This is a genomic window from Thioclava sp. F36-7 (assembly GCF_002020075.1).
In the GTDB taxonomy this organism is placed as follows: Bacteria; Pseudomonadota; Alphaproteobacteria; order Rhodobacterales; family Rhodobacteraceae; genus Thioclava; species Thioclava sediminum.
This window is the reverse complement of record NZ_MPZR01000002.1, coordinates 503,131-518,044: the sequence shown is the minus strand read 5'-3', so window position 1 is coordinate 518,044 and position 14,914 is coordinate 503,131. Positions and strand designations below refer to the sequence as shown.

14 protein-coding genes are annotated in these 14,914 nt (G+C 64.2%); 5 read left to right on the top strand and 9 right to left on the bottom strand.

Features of this window, described 5'->3' with window-relative positions; all coding sequences use genetic code 11:
• The first annotated feature begins 207 nt into the window (after positions 1–207).
• Positions 208–1,797 carry a hypothetical protein gene (locus BMI89_RS05320; RefSeq protein ID WP_078570103.1) on the top strand — a complete coding sequence of 530 codons (1,590 nt, stop codon included), beginning with the start codon at positions 208–210 and terminating at the stop codon, positions 1,795–1,797.
• Positions 1,798–1,997: 200 nt separating this feature from the next.
• Here BMI89_RS05320 and BMI89_RS05315 read toward each other — a convergent pair whose 3' ends face one another.
• The 5 genes from BMI89_RS05315 to BMI89_RS05295 all read right to left on the bottom strand — a co-directional run bounded on the left by BMI89_RS05315 (position 1,998) and on the right by BMI89_RS05295 (position 7,722).
• Positions 1,998–2,468 carry a hypothetical protein gene (locus tag BMI89_RS05315; protein WP_078570102.1) on the bottom strand — a complete coding sequence of 157 codons (471 nt, stop codon included), beginning with the start codon at positions 2,466–2,468 and terminating at the stop codon, positions 1,998–2,000.
• A gap of 63 nt (positions 2,469–2,531) precedes the next feature.
• Positions 2,532–3,083 carry a sarcosine oxidase subunit gamma family protein gene (locus BMI89_RS05310; protein WP_078570101.1) on the bottom strand — a complete coding sequence of 184 codons (552 nt, stop codon included), beginning with the start codon at positions 3,081–3,083 and terminating at the stop codon, positions 2,532–2,534.
• Positions 3,076–6,030, bottom strand: coding sequence for a sarcosine oxidase subunit alpha family protein (locus tag BMI89_RS05305; RefSeq protein WP_078570100.1), 2,955 nt, complete (start codon positions 6,028–6,030; stop codon positions 3,076–3,078). The genes BMI89_RS05310 and BMI89_RS05305 overlap by 8 nt, the downstream gene beginning before the upstream one ends.
• Entirely contained in the window at positions 6,027–6,350 is a 324-nt protein-coding gene (locus tag BMI89_RS05300) for a sarcosine oxidase subunit delta (protein ID WP_078570099.1), read from the bottom strand. Before BMI89_RS05300 ends, BMI89_RS05305 begins: the two co-directional genes overlap by 4 nt.
• A 127-nt stretch (positions 6,351–6,477) precedes the next feature.
• Positions 6,478–7,722 carry a sarcosine oxidase subunit beta family protein gene (locus BMI89_RS05295; RefSeq protein WP_078570098.1) on the bottom strand — a complete coding sequence of 415 codons (1,245 nt, stop codon included), beginning with the start codon at positions 7,720–7,722 and terminating at the stop codon, positions 6,478–6,480.
• Positions 7,723–7,914: 192 nt separating this feature from the next.
• Between BMI89_RS05295 and ccmI the strand changes: the two genes are divergently transcribed.
• Genes ccmI through BMI89_RS05280 form a run of 3 tightly spaced genes read left to right on the top strand, consistent with a single transcriptional unit; the run spans position 7,915 to position 10,201 of the window.
• Positions 7,915–9,489, top strand: a complete 1,575-nt coding sequence (ccmI, locus tag BMI89_RS05290) for a c-type cytochrome biogenesis protein CcmI (RefSeq protein ID WP_078570097.1) — start codon at positions 7,915–7,917, stop codon at positions 9,487–9,489.
• Positions 9,486–9,959, top strand: a complete 474-nt coding sequence (ruvX, locus tag BMI89_RS05285) for a Holliday junction resolvase RuvX (protein ID WP_078520288.1) — start codon at positions 9,486–9,488, stop codon at positions 9,957–9,959. Before ccmI ends, ruvX begins: the two co-directional genes overlap by 4 nt.
• Positions 9,956–10,201 carry a DUF1289 domain-containing protein gene (locus BMI89_RS05280; protein WP_078548071.1) on the top strand — a complete coding sequence of 82 codons (246 nt, stop codon included), beginning with the start codon at positions 9,956–9,958 and terminating at the stop codon, positions 10,199–10,201. The genes ruvX and BMI89_RS05280 overlap by 4 nt, the downstream gene beginning before the upstream one ends.
• 4 nt (positions 10,202–10,205) lie before the next feature.
• Here BMI89_RS05280 and BMI89_RS05275 read toward each other — a convergent pair whose 3' ends face one another.
• Positions 10,206–11,306, bottom strand: coding sequence for an ABC transporter ATP-binding protein (locus tag BMI89_RS05275; protein WP_078570096.1), 1,101 nt, complete (start codon positions 11,304–11,306; stop codon positions 10,206–10,208).
• 95 nt (positions 11,307–11,401) lie between these two features.
• Complete coding sequence (locus BMI89_RS05270) at positions 11,402–12,181, bottom strand: SDR family oxidoreductase (protein ID WP_078570095.1); 780 nt, start codon at positions 12,179–12,181, stop codon at positions 11,402–11,404.
• Positions 12,182–12,393: 212 nt separating this feature from the next.
• Here BMI89_RS05270 and BMI89_RS05265 point away from each other — a divergent pair, with 212 nt between their 5' ends.
• Positions 12,394–13,377 carry a Hint domain-containing protein gene (locus tag BMI89_RS05265; RefSeq protein ID WP_078570094.1) on the top strand — a complete coding sequence of 328 codons (984 nt, stop codon included), beginning with the start codon at positions 12,394–12,396 and terminating at the stop codon, positions 13,375–13,377.
• 68 nt (positions 13,378–13,445) lie between these two features.
• Here the strand turns inward: BMI89_RS05265 and BMI89_RS05260 are convergent, their stop codons facing one another.
• Positions 13,446–14,264 (bottom strand): inositol monophosphatase family protein, encoded by an 819-nt coding sequence (locus BMI89_RS05260; protein ID WP_078548079.1) that lies wholly within the window; start codon positions 14,262–14,264, stop codon positions 13,446–13,448.
• A gap of 146 nt (positions 14,265–14,410) precedes the next feature.
• Entirely contained in the window at positions 14,411–14,773 is a 363-nt protein-coding gene (locus BMI89_RS05255) for a helix-turn-helix transcriptional regulator (protein ID WP_078541876.1), read from the bottom strand.
• Positions 14,774–14,914: the final 141 nt, after the last annotated feature.

Below are 14,914 nucleotides of genomic sequence, written 5' to 3'. Positions count from 1 at the left end.
TGAACAGAACGCGCGCCGAGGCCCCGCCCCGGCGCGCGTTTTTATTTGTTGGAAAGATCAGGTCCAGAACGTCATTGGGAACACGGAGGCCCCTGTTTCTTGTCGACCGCCCTATGGGCAACATTGACAAGACCGTCCGGGATTATAGGATCGTAACGATTTTTATCAGCATCTTAATCTATTCATAATTTTCAGAAAGATTTGTGAATGACGACGATTAGAGCGGAGTCCGACTGCGCGAAAGCAGGCATCAATTTCGAGAAAATTTCGCGCTGGCAATATCTCCTGACACAACGTGAGATTACGGACACGATCCTGAAGCGTTACAGTTTCGGCGGCTGGCACCTTCATGTCGGCGACGGAGTATGCGTTTCGAAGCTGGAAGATGCCAAGGGCCGTGTGATCGGCCTTTTCATCGGTATCGGAGTCGATAACGAGACGTTGGTGAAGGGCACCCATAAAATCCTGTCACTCGATTTGGATCGCGATAGCTTCTTCGAGGATTTCGAAGACTGGCTCTTTTATGTTTCCGGTCGGTATAATGTATTTATTGCCAAAGGCGCTTCAAAGCGATTTTACAGTGACGCAGTCGGCATGAATGGCATGGTCTATGACCGTGAAGAACGACAGGTCGCGTCGAGCCTTGCCCTTTGCATCGAGCGCGACACAACACCTCATCCGCTATACGACCATTCTCTCATCGAGCGCGGCGAAGGCAATTACAGCCTGTTCCACACTTACGATAAGGATGTCCGTCGCGGTAATCCGAATTTCTATCTCAATCTCAATGACTTCTCCGAAACTCGCTTTTGGCCCCGCGACGAGGATTTCACGACGGATCGATCGCATGACGATATTTACGGAGAAATAATTCAACGAACCTCTAAGGTTATCGGAGAGATTAACGCCAATTTCAAAACTGCCCTCCCGTTATCGGGAGGGCAGGATAGCCGTTTGCTCGCTTCGATATCGCGCACGAACCTCGCGGGCTTCGACCAATTTTTCACCCATATCCATAATTACGCGAGCAGGATCGACGCAACGATCGCTGGAACACTCGCGAAGGTCCTGCAGGTCGCCCATGAAATCCACGACAAGCGGAATATCAAGGTCTCTGAAGAGGATGTTTCGCGGTTCGAAGCCGAATTCCATGCCGCGCTCGGGTTCAAGAAAAAGCTGACCCGAGAAGTCGCTCACGGGCTGCATGAATGCCTCGAGGATAGGATGGTAATCCTGCGCGGCCACCAAACCGACTTGTTGCGTGCCGTGTTCATCGACAAGCTGGGCGAGGACGGAAGGAACAATCTACGCTGGCAAGTCAAACGCCTGCTGATCGTTCCGGGCAAAGCGTTCGACCGCAAGACATACAGGACGTTTCTTCCCGAGTATCAGAACTGGGTCGAAACGCTTCCCGAAAACGCCGCGAAACGCCAAGTCGATCTCATGTTCCTCGAAATATACTACAGCTCGACAATCGGGCTCATTTTCCCGGCACTTACGCGAAACTTCTTCATGTCGCCCTTCAACAGTCGACATCTGATATCCCTGTCTCTCTCAATTGAGGAAGGCTATCGCAAAAACAGCTTTGCGGTTAACGATATTATTTTCCAGGTTGATCCTGAGCTTCACGACGTCCCGTTCGATTATGAATTCGGCGGCGCCGATCTCGGACGCATCGACGACCAACAGGCGATGGCGGAGCTGACAGCCGCGCGTCGCAAAGCCAGCGAAACGCGCGTCGCACTCAGGACGCAGCACCCAGATTTGGCGGCGTCCGAGGACGTCCTTGTGCCCTGAGCGACGAGCTCGCGCATGAAGCTCGAGGGACGAGGGTCACCCTAGAGGGCTGAACCTCCGTCTCGCGGCGTCGCAAAACGTGTCCGCGCGCATCCAGAAGTCGGCAACGGCCAGACGTGCCGCCAAACACCCTCTGCACGTTCGACAGATGACGGACGCTCAGGGGCGCCCGCCTCTGATTGCGATGTCTTGTCGGAATTCTACGACGAAGAGGCGGCGCCCCCTGCCCCGGCTCGGATCGCATGGATCGGCTCGCAGGAGCCCCAAGCCGTCTCAGACCGATAGCCCCGCGGGCGCACCGCGATCGAGGCCTTACCGCTCGCCTTCAAACGGGTCACGCGAAACTCGACGCGCGGGGTGTACTTGTTGCGCTTGGTCTTGAGCCTGTCGACCTTCCAGCCAAACGTCGTGCGCTTTGGATTGTCGACAAGCACCTGCACCGGCTGCAACGGCAAGTCGAAATGATGGAGGAACGTGTCATAGACCTTCCATTCCCCGCCCGGGATTTTCAGCAGATCGACCTCGCCGGGTGTCGAATTCGACAGATGGCCGGTCTCGAAGGTGCAACGCATCACCTGCGTCCCGCGCGGCAGCTTCGGCTGCTCGGGATTTGCCAGCACCGGGCCAGCGGAAAAGACGACGAAAGCTGCGAAAAGAAATGGACGGAACATATGGCCTCGACAAATTAATCGGGCACGAAGCGGCCCGATTAATGCAAGACCAACGCCCTGATGTTAAAAGAGATCGCTGCCCTCGCGGGCGGAAACTTCAAGCAGTCCCATAACATAGCCGGCAACAGAGCGGAAAGATATGAGTGAGATTTCACTTTCCCCGGAGCGCCAGAACGCGGCCGCGACTTGCGCTGTGCGGGAGCGGCGGATTTCGCCTTCGGGCAGGGTCGCGATATCGGCGGGCGAGAGCTTCATCACCACCTGATCCGCCTTGTCCCCACGAATGGTAAACATTGCGCGGGCATCCGAGACGTTGACGACCAGCGCGTGATCCCCGGCAAGCGCTTTGGCCAGCCGATCGGTCAGCGCGGGCGCCTCGTCATGAGCGCAGATCAGCAACAGTTCATCCGGGCTCATCCAGGCGATGGAGCGCCCGTCGACAGTCTCGATCCGGCGCGGGCCGGGGACGGGTAGCCCCTCGGCCTTGAGCGCCTTGGCGAGCCCCTTGGCCTCCAGATCGGTGCGGATGGAGATCATGCCCACCAGCCCGGCCTCGGACACGGTGACGAAACCTTCGTGGGTCTGGCCCGAAAGGGCGCTGACGGCCTCAGACATTCTGCTTCTCCCCGTCCTTATCGTAGAAGACCGGATCGACGATCCGCGCCTTGACCATGTCTTCGCCCTCGCCGGTGAACTCGATCACCTCGCCCATACGGTCGGGCCCGTTCAGTACCAGCCCCATCGCGATGCCCTTGCCAATCGTCGGCGAGTAATAGGTCGAGGTGACGCGGCCCTGCGTGTTGCGCTGACCGTTGTCGTTGAACCCGTCGGCGGGCGCGTGGCTGCCATCGGGGATCACCGATCCGTCGAGCGTCTCGAGGCCGACCAGCTTCCAGCGGTTCGGGTCGGTCATGTGGGATCGCTCCTGCGCGCGCTTGCCCAGATAGTCGGTCTTCTTATTCGAGAGCGCCCAGTTCAGCCCCAGATCCTGCGGGATCACCGTGCCGTCGGTCTCGTCGCCGATCATGATGAAGCCCTTCTCCGCGCGCATCACGTGCAGCGCCTCGGTGCCGTAGGGCATCACACCAAGCGCCTCGCCCTCGGCCATGAGCGCCTTCCACAGCGCGAGGCCTTGGCTCGCGGGCACCGCGATCTCGTAGCTCAGCTCGCCCGAGAAGGAGATGCGGAAGATGCGAGCGTCGAACGTGCCCAGCTTGCCCTCGGTCCATTTCATGAAGGGCAGCGTCTCCTTGCTGACATCCATGCCGCCCAAGCGCTCCAGCAGCTCGCGCGATTTCGGACCGACGACGGCGATCTGCGCGTATTGCTCGGTCAGGTTCGCGGTGTAGACCTTCCAGTCCCACCACTCGCATTGCAGCCAGTCTTCCATCCAGCCGTGGATATGATCGGCCCCGCCCGAGGTCGTGTGGCACAGCCACGTATCCTCGTCGAGCCGCGCCACGACGCCGTCATCCATCAGGAAGCCGTTCTCGTTGCACATCAGCCCGTAGCGGCATTTGCCCACCGGCAGGGTCGACATCATGTTCGTGTAGAGCATGTCGAGGAATTTCCCCGCATCCGGCCCTTTCACCACGATCTTGCCCAGCGTCGAGGCGTCGAGCATCCCGACATTCTTCCGGGTATTGGTGATCTCGCGATTGACCGCGTCGCGATGGCTTTCGCCCGATTTCGGGTAGCAATAGGGGCGACGCCAATGGCCGACCGGTTCCCAATGCGCGCCCTTGGCCTCGTGCCAGGACTGGATCGGGGTGCGGCGCAGCGGCTGGAACAGCTCGCCCTTGGCCTCCGCCGTCACAGCGCCGAGCGAAATCGGCGTGTAGGGCGGGCGGAAGGTGGTGGTGCCAGTGGCCGGGATCGGTTGGCCAAGCGCATCCGAGAGGATCGCGAGCCCGTTGATATTGCTCAGTTTCCCCTGATCGGTCGCCATGCCGAGCGTGGTGTAGCGCTTGGTATGTTCGACCGACTCGTAGCCCTCGCGCGCAGCGAGTTGCACGTCGGAGACCTTCACGTCGTTCTGGTAGTCGAGGAAGCTCTTGAAGCGCAGCGCGTCGGGCGCGCCTGCGGGCATCATCCAGACCGGGGCGAGCGGCGCTTCTTCCTCGGACGCCGCGCCGATACCCAGACCGCCCATCGCCTCGGAGAGCGTCAGATCGCCATTGGCGGCCCCCACGACCGTCGCCATGCCGGTCCCGTCCGCGCCGGTCGGCGGACGGTTGGGATCGGGACGGAACATCGCGCGCGCATCGTCCCAGGTCAGCTTGCCGCCGCAATGGGACCACAGGTGCACGACCGGCGACCAGCCGCCCGACATCGCGACGCAATCGCAGTCGATCATCTCGACCGCACCGCCCTCGCCTGCCTGTGCGCAGATCTCGACGCCGGAGACGCCCTTGCGGCCCAGCACTTTCGCGATCCCGCGCCCTTCGAGGACACGCACGCCGCGCGCCTTCACGGCTTCGGGCAGCGCGCCATGGGTTTCCTCGCGCGCATCGACCACGGCCGAGACCGTCAGCCCCGCATCGAGGATCGCGAGCGCCGTGCGGTAGGCGTCGTCATTGTTGGTCACGAGCACCGTGCGATCGCCGGGCGAAACGGCCCAGTTCACGATGTAGTCGCGCACCGCCGAGGCCAGCATCACGCCGGGCACGTCGTTGCCCGCGAAGGCCAGCGGGCGTTCGATCGCGCCGGTCGCGGTGATCGTGTGGCCCGCACGGATGCGCCAGAGGCGGTGGCGCGGACGGCCATCGCCGGGGGTGGTGTCGGCGAGGTTCTCGTAGCCGATGACATAGCCATGATCGTGCAGGCCCGCCGCCATCAGGCGGGTGCGCATCGTGACGTTCTCCATCGAGGACAGTTCGACCAGCGCGCTGTCGATCCAGCTCTGCGCGTCGTGACCGTCGATCTGACCGCCATCGACCGGGGTGCGCCCGCCCCAGTTCGGGGTCTGCTCGATCAGCCAGACGCGCTTGCCCGCGCGACCTTCCTTGAGCGCCGCGGCAAGACCCGCCACACCGCCACCCACGACGAGCACGTCGCAATGGGCATAGACCTGTTCGTAGCGATCCGGGTCGGCCTCTTTCGGCACGCCGCCCAAGCCCGCCGATTTGCGGATGATCGGCTCGAACAGGTGCTTCCACGCAGCCCGCGGCGCCATGAAGGTTTTGTAGTAGAAACCTGCGGGCAGGAATTTGTAGAAGGTGTTGTTGATCTCGCCGATATCGAAGTCGAGCGACGGCCAGTGGTTCTGGCTCGTGGTCTCGGCGCCTTCGAACAGCTCGGTCGTGGTGGTGCGCTGATCGGGTTCGAACCGCGCGTTACGGCCCAGACCGACGAGCGCGTTCGGCTCTTCCGCGCCAGACGCCACGATGCCGCGCGGGCGGTGATATTTGAACGACCGGCCCACCATGACCTGACCGCCGCCCAAGAGCGCCGAGGCCAGCGTATCGCCCGCAAAGCCGCGCATCGGCTTGCCGTTGAAGGTGAAGGCGAGCGGTTTCGCGCGGTCGATCAGACGACCACCCTTGGAAAGACGCGTGCTCATTTATAGCCCTCCCAGTCGGGGCGTTTCGCTTTGATCTTCGCGTTCACATCGGCGGGGGGCTCGGTGGTCTGCGCCTTGTAGGTGGCGAAAACCTCGAGCGTGTTGGTGTCGCGCGCAGCCAGGAACCACTTGCCGCAGCCATAGGCATGCCGCCAGCGCTCGAAATGGACGCCTTTGGGGTTCTTGCGGGCAAACAGGTAGCCCTCGAACTCGTCATCCGACGAGCCCGGCCCGAAGCGCTTGAGATGCGCCTCGCCGCCCGGGGCGAATTCGGTTTCCTCGGCGATGACGCCGCAGCAGGGACAGGTGAGGGTCAGCATTTGGGATGCACCTCGCAGTTGGAGAGCGCCGGGGGCTCTGCCCGTCGCCGATTGGATCTCGAACCAATGGCGCCCCATCGGCGACCCCCGGGATATTTGAGCCAAGAGGAAGAAGTAAGGGAGGTCATCAGTGCGCCACCCCTGCGGCGACGCTTTCGTCGATGAAGCGGCCTTCCTTGAAACGGCCGAGCCCGAATTGGTCGGTCAGCGGCGAGTGGCCGCGCGCGATCAGTTCGGCCATGCCATAGCCCGAGCCCGGGATCGCCTTGAACCCGCCGGTGCCCCAGCCGCAATTGACGAAGATGCCCTCGACCGGAGTTTTCGACAGGATGGGCGAGCGGTCGCCGGTCATGTCCACGATGCCGCCCCATTGGCGCAGCATCTTGAGGCGCGAGATGATCGGGAAGGTCTCCACCAGCGCGCGGGTGGTTTCCTCGACATGGTGCCACGAGCCGCGCTGGGTGTAGTTGTTGAACCCGTCCGTGCCGCCGCCGATCACCATCTCGCCCTTGTCGGATTGCGACATGTAGCCGTGCACCGTGTTGGCCATCACGACCACATCCATGCAGGGTTTGATCGGCTCGGACACCCAGGCCTGCAGCGCCACGCTCTCGATCGGCAGACGGAAGCCCGCCATCTCGGCCATGACCGAGGAGTGTCCCGCGACGACGATGGCGAGCTGTTCGCAGTCGATCTCGCCCTTGCTGGTCGAGATACCCTGCACCTTGCCGCCTTCGGTGCGCACGCCGGTCACTTCGCATTTCTGGATGATATCCATGCCCATGTCGGAACAGGCCCGCGCATAGCCCCAAGCCACCGCATCGTGCCGTGCCGTACCGCCGCGTTTTTGCAGCAGCGCGCCCAGCACCGGGTAGCGCGGCCCGTCGATATTGATGATCGGCACGAGATCCTTGACCTGCTGCGGCCCGATCCATTCGGTGTCGATGCCCTGCAGGCGGTTGGCGTGCACCGTGCGCTTGTAGCCGCGCACCTCGTGCTCGGTCTGGCCCAGCATCAGAAGGCCGCGCGGCGAGAACATCACGTTGTAGTTCAGATCCTGGCTCAGATCTTCGTAGAGCGCGCGGGCTTTCTCGTAGATCGCCGCCGAGGGATCCTGCAGGTAGTTCGAGCGGATGATCGTGGTGTTGCGGCCCGTATTGCCGCCACCCAGCCAGCCTTTCTCGATCACCGCGACATCGGTGATGCCATGCACCTTACCGAGGTAATAGGCAGTGGCGAGGCCATGCCCGCCCGCCCCAACGACGATGACCTTATAGCGTTTCTTCGGCTCGGGGGAGCGCCATGCTCGTTCCCAGCCGCGATGGAAGCGCATCGCCTCACGTGCAACGGCAAACATCGAATAGCGTTTCATGAGCGCGCCTCCGAGCAGTCTCGACTCTTTCGCCTTTGTGATGGACCGGGGCGGCGGACGAAAGCCCCCCTGTTGCGGCATCGCAGGGAAAAAAGCGACATGGGCCTGCGACATCGAGTTCCATTCACGCGCTAGACCCTTTCGGCGCGGCGTCATCTCGCCTAAATGGGGAACGAAGGATGAGGAGACGCCATGCTGTTCTGGATTATCGCCGCCGCGCTCGTTGCGGTCATCGCGCTTTTGTTCGCCCTTGCGCTGCTGCGTGGGCGCGGCGAGGACGAGATGGCCCCTGCGGCCTCGTATGACGTGCAGGTCTATCGCGACCAGCTGCGCGATCTGGAGCGCGACGTCGAACGCGGCGTCACCTCTCGCGAGGAAGCCGACCGCGCGAAGCTGGAAATTTCGCGCCGGATGCTCGAGGCCGACCGCAAGGCGCAGGCAGGCTCCGATCTGGGCCGCGCGCCGAAAGGGGCGACTATCGCGGTCGTGCTCGGCGTCGTCGTGATTTTCGGCGGGGCATTCGCACTTTACGATTACGTGGGGCAGGACGGGTACGAGGACCAGCCTATCGGTGTGCGTCTTGCAGATGCGGACAAGCTCTACGACAGCCGCCCCTCGCAGGCCGAAGCCGAGAAAATGGCAAAAGCCCGCGCGACCGCCCCCCAATCCAATCCGGATCCGCAATTCCTCGCACTGATGAAGAAGCTGCGCGAAGCCGTGGCGAAAAAGCCCAACGATCCGAAAGGTCTCGAACTGCTGGCACGCAACGAGGCGACTCTGGGCAACTTCGATGCCGCATGGAAGGCGCAGCAGCGTCTCGTCGCGACCAAGGGAGATTCTGCGACGGCGCAGGATTACGCCGAACTGGGCGACATGATGGCCGTGGCGGCAGGCGGAATAATCACCCCCGAGGCGGAGAAAGTCTTCGCGACCGCACTGACGATGGATCCGAAGAACGGGCTGTCGCTCTATTATGTCGGCCTGATGATGCTGCAGAACGGGCGTGCCGACCGCGCGTTCCGCTTCTGGGACAGCGCGTTGCGCAACTCGGAGAATAGCGACCCCTGGGTGCCGATGATGCGGCAGAACATTAACGACCTGGCATGGCTCGCGGGCGAGAAGGACTACAACCCGCCCAGACCGCGCGGCGCCCCCGGCCCGTCGCAGGCCGATGTCGCGGCAGCTGCGGACATGTCGCCCGAGGCCCGTCAGGACATGATCCGCTCGATGGTAGAACGGCTGAACGACCGGCTCGCACAGGAAGGTGGTAGCGCGGATGATTGGGCACGTCTGATTTCGTCGCTGCGCATGATCGGCGAGGTCGACCGCGCCGATGCGATCTATGGCGAAGCGAAGAGCAAATTCGGTTCGCGCCCGGAAGACATGGCGAAGATCGACGCAGCCCATCAGGCCCCGGCCGGTCAGGCGCTCAAGGATATGGGCGGCGCCTCCGCGGGGCAGAGCACACCGCAAGCGGCACCCGCCCTCCCCGGCCCGAGCGCCCAGCAGATGAAGGACGCGCAGTCCATGACGCCCGAGGAGCGCCAGCAGATGATCCAGGGCATGGTCGACGGTCTCTTTGACCGGCTGACCACCGACGGCGGCACGCCGCAGGAATGGGCCCGCGTGATCTCGTCGCTCGCGACTCTGGGCGAGAACGCACGCGCCAAGGAAGCCTGGGGCGAGGCGCAAAAGGCGCTGGCCGACAACCCGGACGCGCTGGCTCAGGTCGAGGCAGCCGCGAAATCGGCAGGTGTGGCGGAATGATCTGCGAGACGATCGAAGAGTTCGCCGAAGCGATCCCGCGCATGGGCGGAGTCGCGGGGCTCGATCTGGGCACCAAGACCATCGGCGTCGCGGTGTCCGACGGGCTGCGCTCGGTCGCGACGCCGCTCTCGACGATCAAACGCAAGAAATTCGGCGTCGATGCCGAGGCGCTCCTGAAGATCGTGGCGGAGCGCGAGCTGAAGGGCCTGATCCTCGGCCTGCCGAAGAACATGGACGGAACCGAGGGCGCGCGCTGCCAATCGACCCGCGCCTTCGCCCGCAACCTCAGCCGCCTCACCGATCTGCCGATCGGCTACTGGGACGAGCGGCTGAGCACGGTCGCCGCCGAACGCGCGATGCTGGAGGCCGACATGTCGCGCGCCAAACGCGCCGAGGCGATCGACCACGTCGCGGCGAGCTTCATCCTGCAAGGCGCGCTGGATCGGCTGCGCTATCTGGGGGCGGCATGAACGATCCGCAAAACACCGACGACATCTGGAAACGCGCCGAGATCGAGAGCCCCTGCGTCAAGCTCTGCCAGATCCACCCCGAGGCGCGGATCTGCATCGGCTGCTACCGCACGATGGAAGAAATCGGCGCATGGTCGCGGATGACGCCCGAGGCGCGCCGCGAAGTGATGGCGGAGCTGCCCGAGCGCGCGCCGCAACTGCGAAAGCGCCGGGGCGGACGCGCGGGGCGGCAAGACCGCTGAGCGCTTAAACGCCGGCCTCTTTCGCCGGGAAGACGAAGCAGCGATCGCGGCGGATCATCAACCACATCGGCGTGCCGGGCTTCGGCAGGAAGACGTTGGGAACACTGGCGCGCAGGATCGTGCCGTCGAAATCCATCCGAAACTCGACGAGGCTCTCGCGGCCCAAGAAGCGCGCGCGTTCGACGACGCCACGCGCGGGCGTGCCGTCCTGCGGCGTCGGGGCCGGGCCGCGCCCTGCCCGGTCGAAATCGATCTTCAGATGCTGCGGGCGGATCACGATGTCGATCTCGGTCCCGTCTGCGTGGCCCGGCGTCAGGAAATCGCCGAATGCGGTCTCGGTCAGCGCGTCCTTCACCTGCCCCTTGAGCACGTTCACATCCGAGAAGAACGCCGCCGCCGCGCGATCCACCGGCGCGTTGTAAAGGTTGTAGGGCGCACCGCGCTGCACGATTTTCCCGCCGCGCATCAGCAGGATCTCATCGGCCATCCGCATCGCCTCATGCGGCTCATGCGTGACCAGCAGAACGGCCGTGTTTTCCTCTTTCAGAAGCGCCAGCGTCTCGTCGCGGATATCGTCGCGCAGGCGCTCGTCCAGTCCCGAGAAAGGCTCGTCCATCAAGAGGATACGCGGCCGGGGCGCAAGCGCACGCGCCAGTGCCACGCGCTGCTGCTCGCCGCCCGAAAGCCCGTGCGGATAGCTGTCGCGATGCCGCGTGAGCCGCACCTTCTCGAGCAGTTCCGTCACGCGGGCGCGCTTCGCCGCCGCATCGCCCTTGAGGCCGAAGGCGATATTCTCGGCCACCGTCAGATGCGGAAACAGCGCGAAGTCCTGAAACATCAACCCGATCGCGCGTTGTTCGGGCGGGATACGGAACACCGTGTCGCAGATCAGCTTGCCATCGACGTAGATCTCGCCCGTATCCTGCATGTCGACGCCCGCGATCAGCCGCAGCGTCGTCGACTTGCCGCAGCCCGAAGGCCCTAGCAGGCAGGTCACCTGCCCCGCGGGGATCGCGAAGGACACGTCATCGACGACGGCCCGCCCGTCGAACACGCGGCCAAGCGCGCGAACTTCGAGGCGCGGAGGGGGTAATTGTGCGCTCATGTAGCGAAATCTCGACCGAAAGTGTCAGGCAATGCAGGGCGGGAGATAACAGCCCCCCGCCCCCCAAGCAAGCCCGGCAGACCGGCAGGTCCGGCTTAGATCGAGATGTTGTTCAGCCCGCCGTCGAGCATCACGTTCTGCCCGACCATGAAACCCGCATGAGCCGAACACATGAAGGCACAGGTCGCGCCGAACTCCTCGGGCGTGCCGTAGCGGCGCACCGGGATCGTCGCTTCGCGCTCAGCCTTCGCCTCCTCGACCGAGATACCCTTCGTCTTCGCCGCCGCCGTATCGAGCGACACCGCGCGGTCGGTCGCGTGCAGGCCCGGCAGCAGATTGTTGATGTTCACGCCATATTCGGCGACCTGCCGCGAGGTGCCCGCAACGAAGCCCGTCAGGCCAGAGCGCGCGGAGTTCGACAGGCCGAGCTGCGCGATCGGCGCGCGGACGGATTGCGAGGTGATGTTGACCACCCGGCCCCAGCGCTGCTCGATCATGGCAGGCAGAACCGCCTGCATCATCGCGATCGGCGCGAGCATGTTCGCGTCGAGCGCCGCGATAAAATCGTCACGCGACCAGTCGCGCCAGTTGCCCGGAGGCGGGCCGCCCGCATTGGTCACCAGAATGTCGACCTCGCCCGCTTCGCTCAGCACCGCCGCGCGCCCCTCGGGCGTGGTGATGTCGGCGGCCACGGGCGTCACGGTCACCCCGGTCGCAGCCATGATCTCGTTCGCGGTCGCGGCCAGCGCATCGGCACCCCGCGCGTTCAGCACGATCTCGACGCCCGCCTGCGCCAGCGCCATCGCGCAGCCCCGTCCAAGCCCTTTCGACCCCGCACATACGATCGCCTTGCGGCCCTTGATCCCAAGATCCATCGCGCCCTCTCCTTTACTGTCATTCTCCGGCGTGATCTGGCGGGGACCTTCGCACGAAACACCGCGCGCCGCCCTGCCAGCTTCGCCTCGGACAGTAGCTTGCGCGCGGGGGAGGACAAGCGCGCTGTCGCCGCTTGACCATCGGGAGCGGCCCGCGGTAAGCCGATGCGATCCATCAGTTTCAGACGGCCCGGCAGGGCGAGGGAGAGCGCGTGTCCAACCCGAGCCAGATCGTTCACGTCTTCGAGGCCGAGGATATCTGGGTGACCTCCGGGGCCAATCATGGCGACGCGCTCGGTCTTGCCGAAGACTGCGAACCCGGCGACATCTATCAGCTTCATCGTGCCGCCAAACCGCGCCGCCTCGTGCTGGCCCAGCAAGGGGCCGCGCCGATCGTGGCGACAGGCTCCGAGATCGGCGCGCCGGGCGATGCGCTCGCATTGATCGCGCGGCATTTGCTGATCACGCCCGAGGGCGACACGGTCGATATCCTGATGATCCAGCACGACGCCACTGGCGCGCTCTATGCGCTGCCGCTTTCGCCGATGGCGGCGCGCTTCGATTACACGCTGCTGGAAGCCAGCGAGGATCCCGGCGAGGCGCTGCTGTCGGACCTCGTCTGCGTGGCCTTCACCACCGGCACGATGATCACGCTCGCGGGCGGCGCGCAGATGCCGATCGAGCAACTCACGCCGGGCGCACGCGTGCTGACTCGCGACAATGGCCCGCAACCGGTGAAGCTGGTGGCGAAAGCGACGATGCGGGCACTGGGATCTTTCGCGCCGGTCGTGATTTCGGCAGGCGTGCTGGGCAATGAAGGCGACCTGGTGATCTCGCCCCATCACCGCGTGTTCCTCTATCGCCGCGGCGCGCACAAGCTGGGCGATACGTCGGAAATCCTCGTGCAGGCCAAGCATCTCGTCGATGGCGAGAATGTCTGGCAGCGCGAGGGCGGTTTCGTCGATTACTACGCGCTGGTCTTCGACCGGCACGAGATCATCTATGCCGAGGGCATCCCGGTGGAGAGCCTGATGGTCTCGGAGGCGACGCTCTCGCTGCTTCCCGAGGAGTTGGGCCGCGAGATCTCGAACCGCCTGCCCGACCTCGCCCATCGTCAGCATTTCGGCACGGAAGCCACGCGCGAACTGCTGGACCGGATCGGACGCGAGAAGCTGTTCCGCAAGCGCAAGGACTGAGGGTGGAGGGGGCGCTGCCCCCGCTTGCTGCGCAAGCCCCCCGGGATATTTTTGCCAAGAGGAAGAGGTTAGCCGTTCAGCACGTCGAGCGCGGCTGCGTGGATCTCGGGCGACGCCGCAGCAAGCACCTGCCCGCCGCGATGGGCCGGACCGCCCTGCCAGTTGGTGACAAGGCCGCCCGCCGCCTCGATCACGGCGATGGGGGCCGCGACGTCATAGGGCTGCAGCCCCGCCTCGACGACCAGATCGATCTGGCCGGCGGCGAGCAGCGCATAGGCGTAGCAATCCATCCCGTAGCGTGTCAGCCGCACCTGTTGCGAAAGCCGCGCGAAGGCCGCGCCTTCGTCGGGCGTGCCGACTTCGGGGAAGGTGGTGAAAAGCGTCGCGCTGTCGAGCCCGCGCCCGCTGCGCACGCCGAGATCGCGCCCGCCATGCGGCCCCTCCAGCGTCGCGCGGCCGAAGCCGCCGGTGAAACGCTCTCCGATATAGGGCTGGTCGATCACGCCCATCATAGGCGCGCCGGGGCCATCCGCTTCCTCGGCGCATAGCGCGATCAGCACGCCCCAGGTCGGCGTACCCGACAGGTAGCCGCGCGTGCCGTCGATCGGGTCGAGCACCCAGGTCAGGCCGCTCTCGCCACGGGTCACCCCATGTTCTTCACCGTAGATGCCGTCTTGCGGGCGGCGTTCCGCGATCAGGGCGCGCATCGCGGCCTCGGCGGAGCGGTCGGCCTCGGTCACCGGATCGAAACCGCCTTCGAGCTTGTTATCCGCGCCGATCCCGCCCACGGGCCGGAACTGCGCCAGGGTCTCGCGACGGGCGCAATCGGCAAGGTCATTGGCCAGCACGGCGAGCGCCGCACGGGTATCGGTGTCGAGATCAAGCATCGGTGTCCTCCCCGGGCCGTGCCGTCACCGCAACCGCCCCCCAGAAATGAGATAAGGGGAGCGGTAACCGCCCCCCTTCTCCGGGTCAAGCTGCCGACCGCCCCACATTCGGTCGCCAGTTGCGCCTAAACTCGTCTGCATGGCGCTCAGGCCGCGTCGGACAGAACCTTGGCCAGTTCGAACAGCCGGCGGCGCTGCGCCTCCGGGATCGCGTAATAGGAACGCACGAGTGCGAGCGCCTCCTTGTCGGACAGGATATCCCCCGCCACTTCCGGTTGCATCCCGCTGTCTTCCGCGAGACCCTCGAAGAAGAACGAGATCGGAACCTCGAGCGCATCCGCGATATCCCAGAGACGCGACGCCGAGACGCGATTCATCCCGGTTTCGTATTTCTGAATCTGCTGGAATTTGATCCCAACTTTGTCCGCAAGCTGTTGTTGGGTCATCCCAATCATCCAGCGCCGGTGCCGGATCCGCTTGCCCACGTGGACATCAACCGGATGCTTCATACTCTTTCCCCTTTAAGCCAATTTCACCCGCAAACTACCGTGCGCTGAGTGTGGCCTGCGCGGGTAAAATCGCAAACCTGTCTAAAAAGACAGGGAATTTGCGGCTTTCCGCAGCACACCTAACCTAAAGGATAGGTCGCC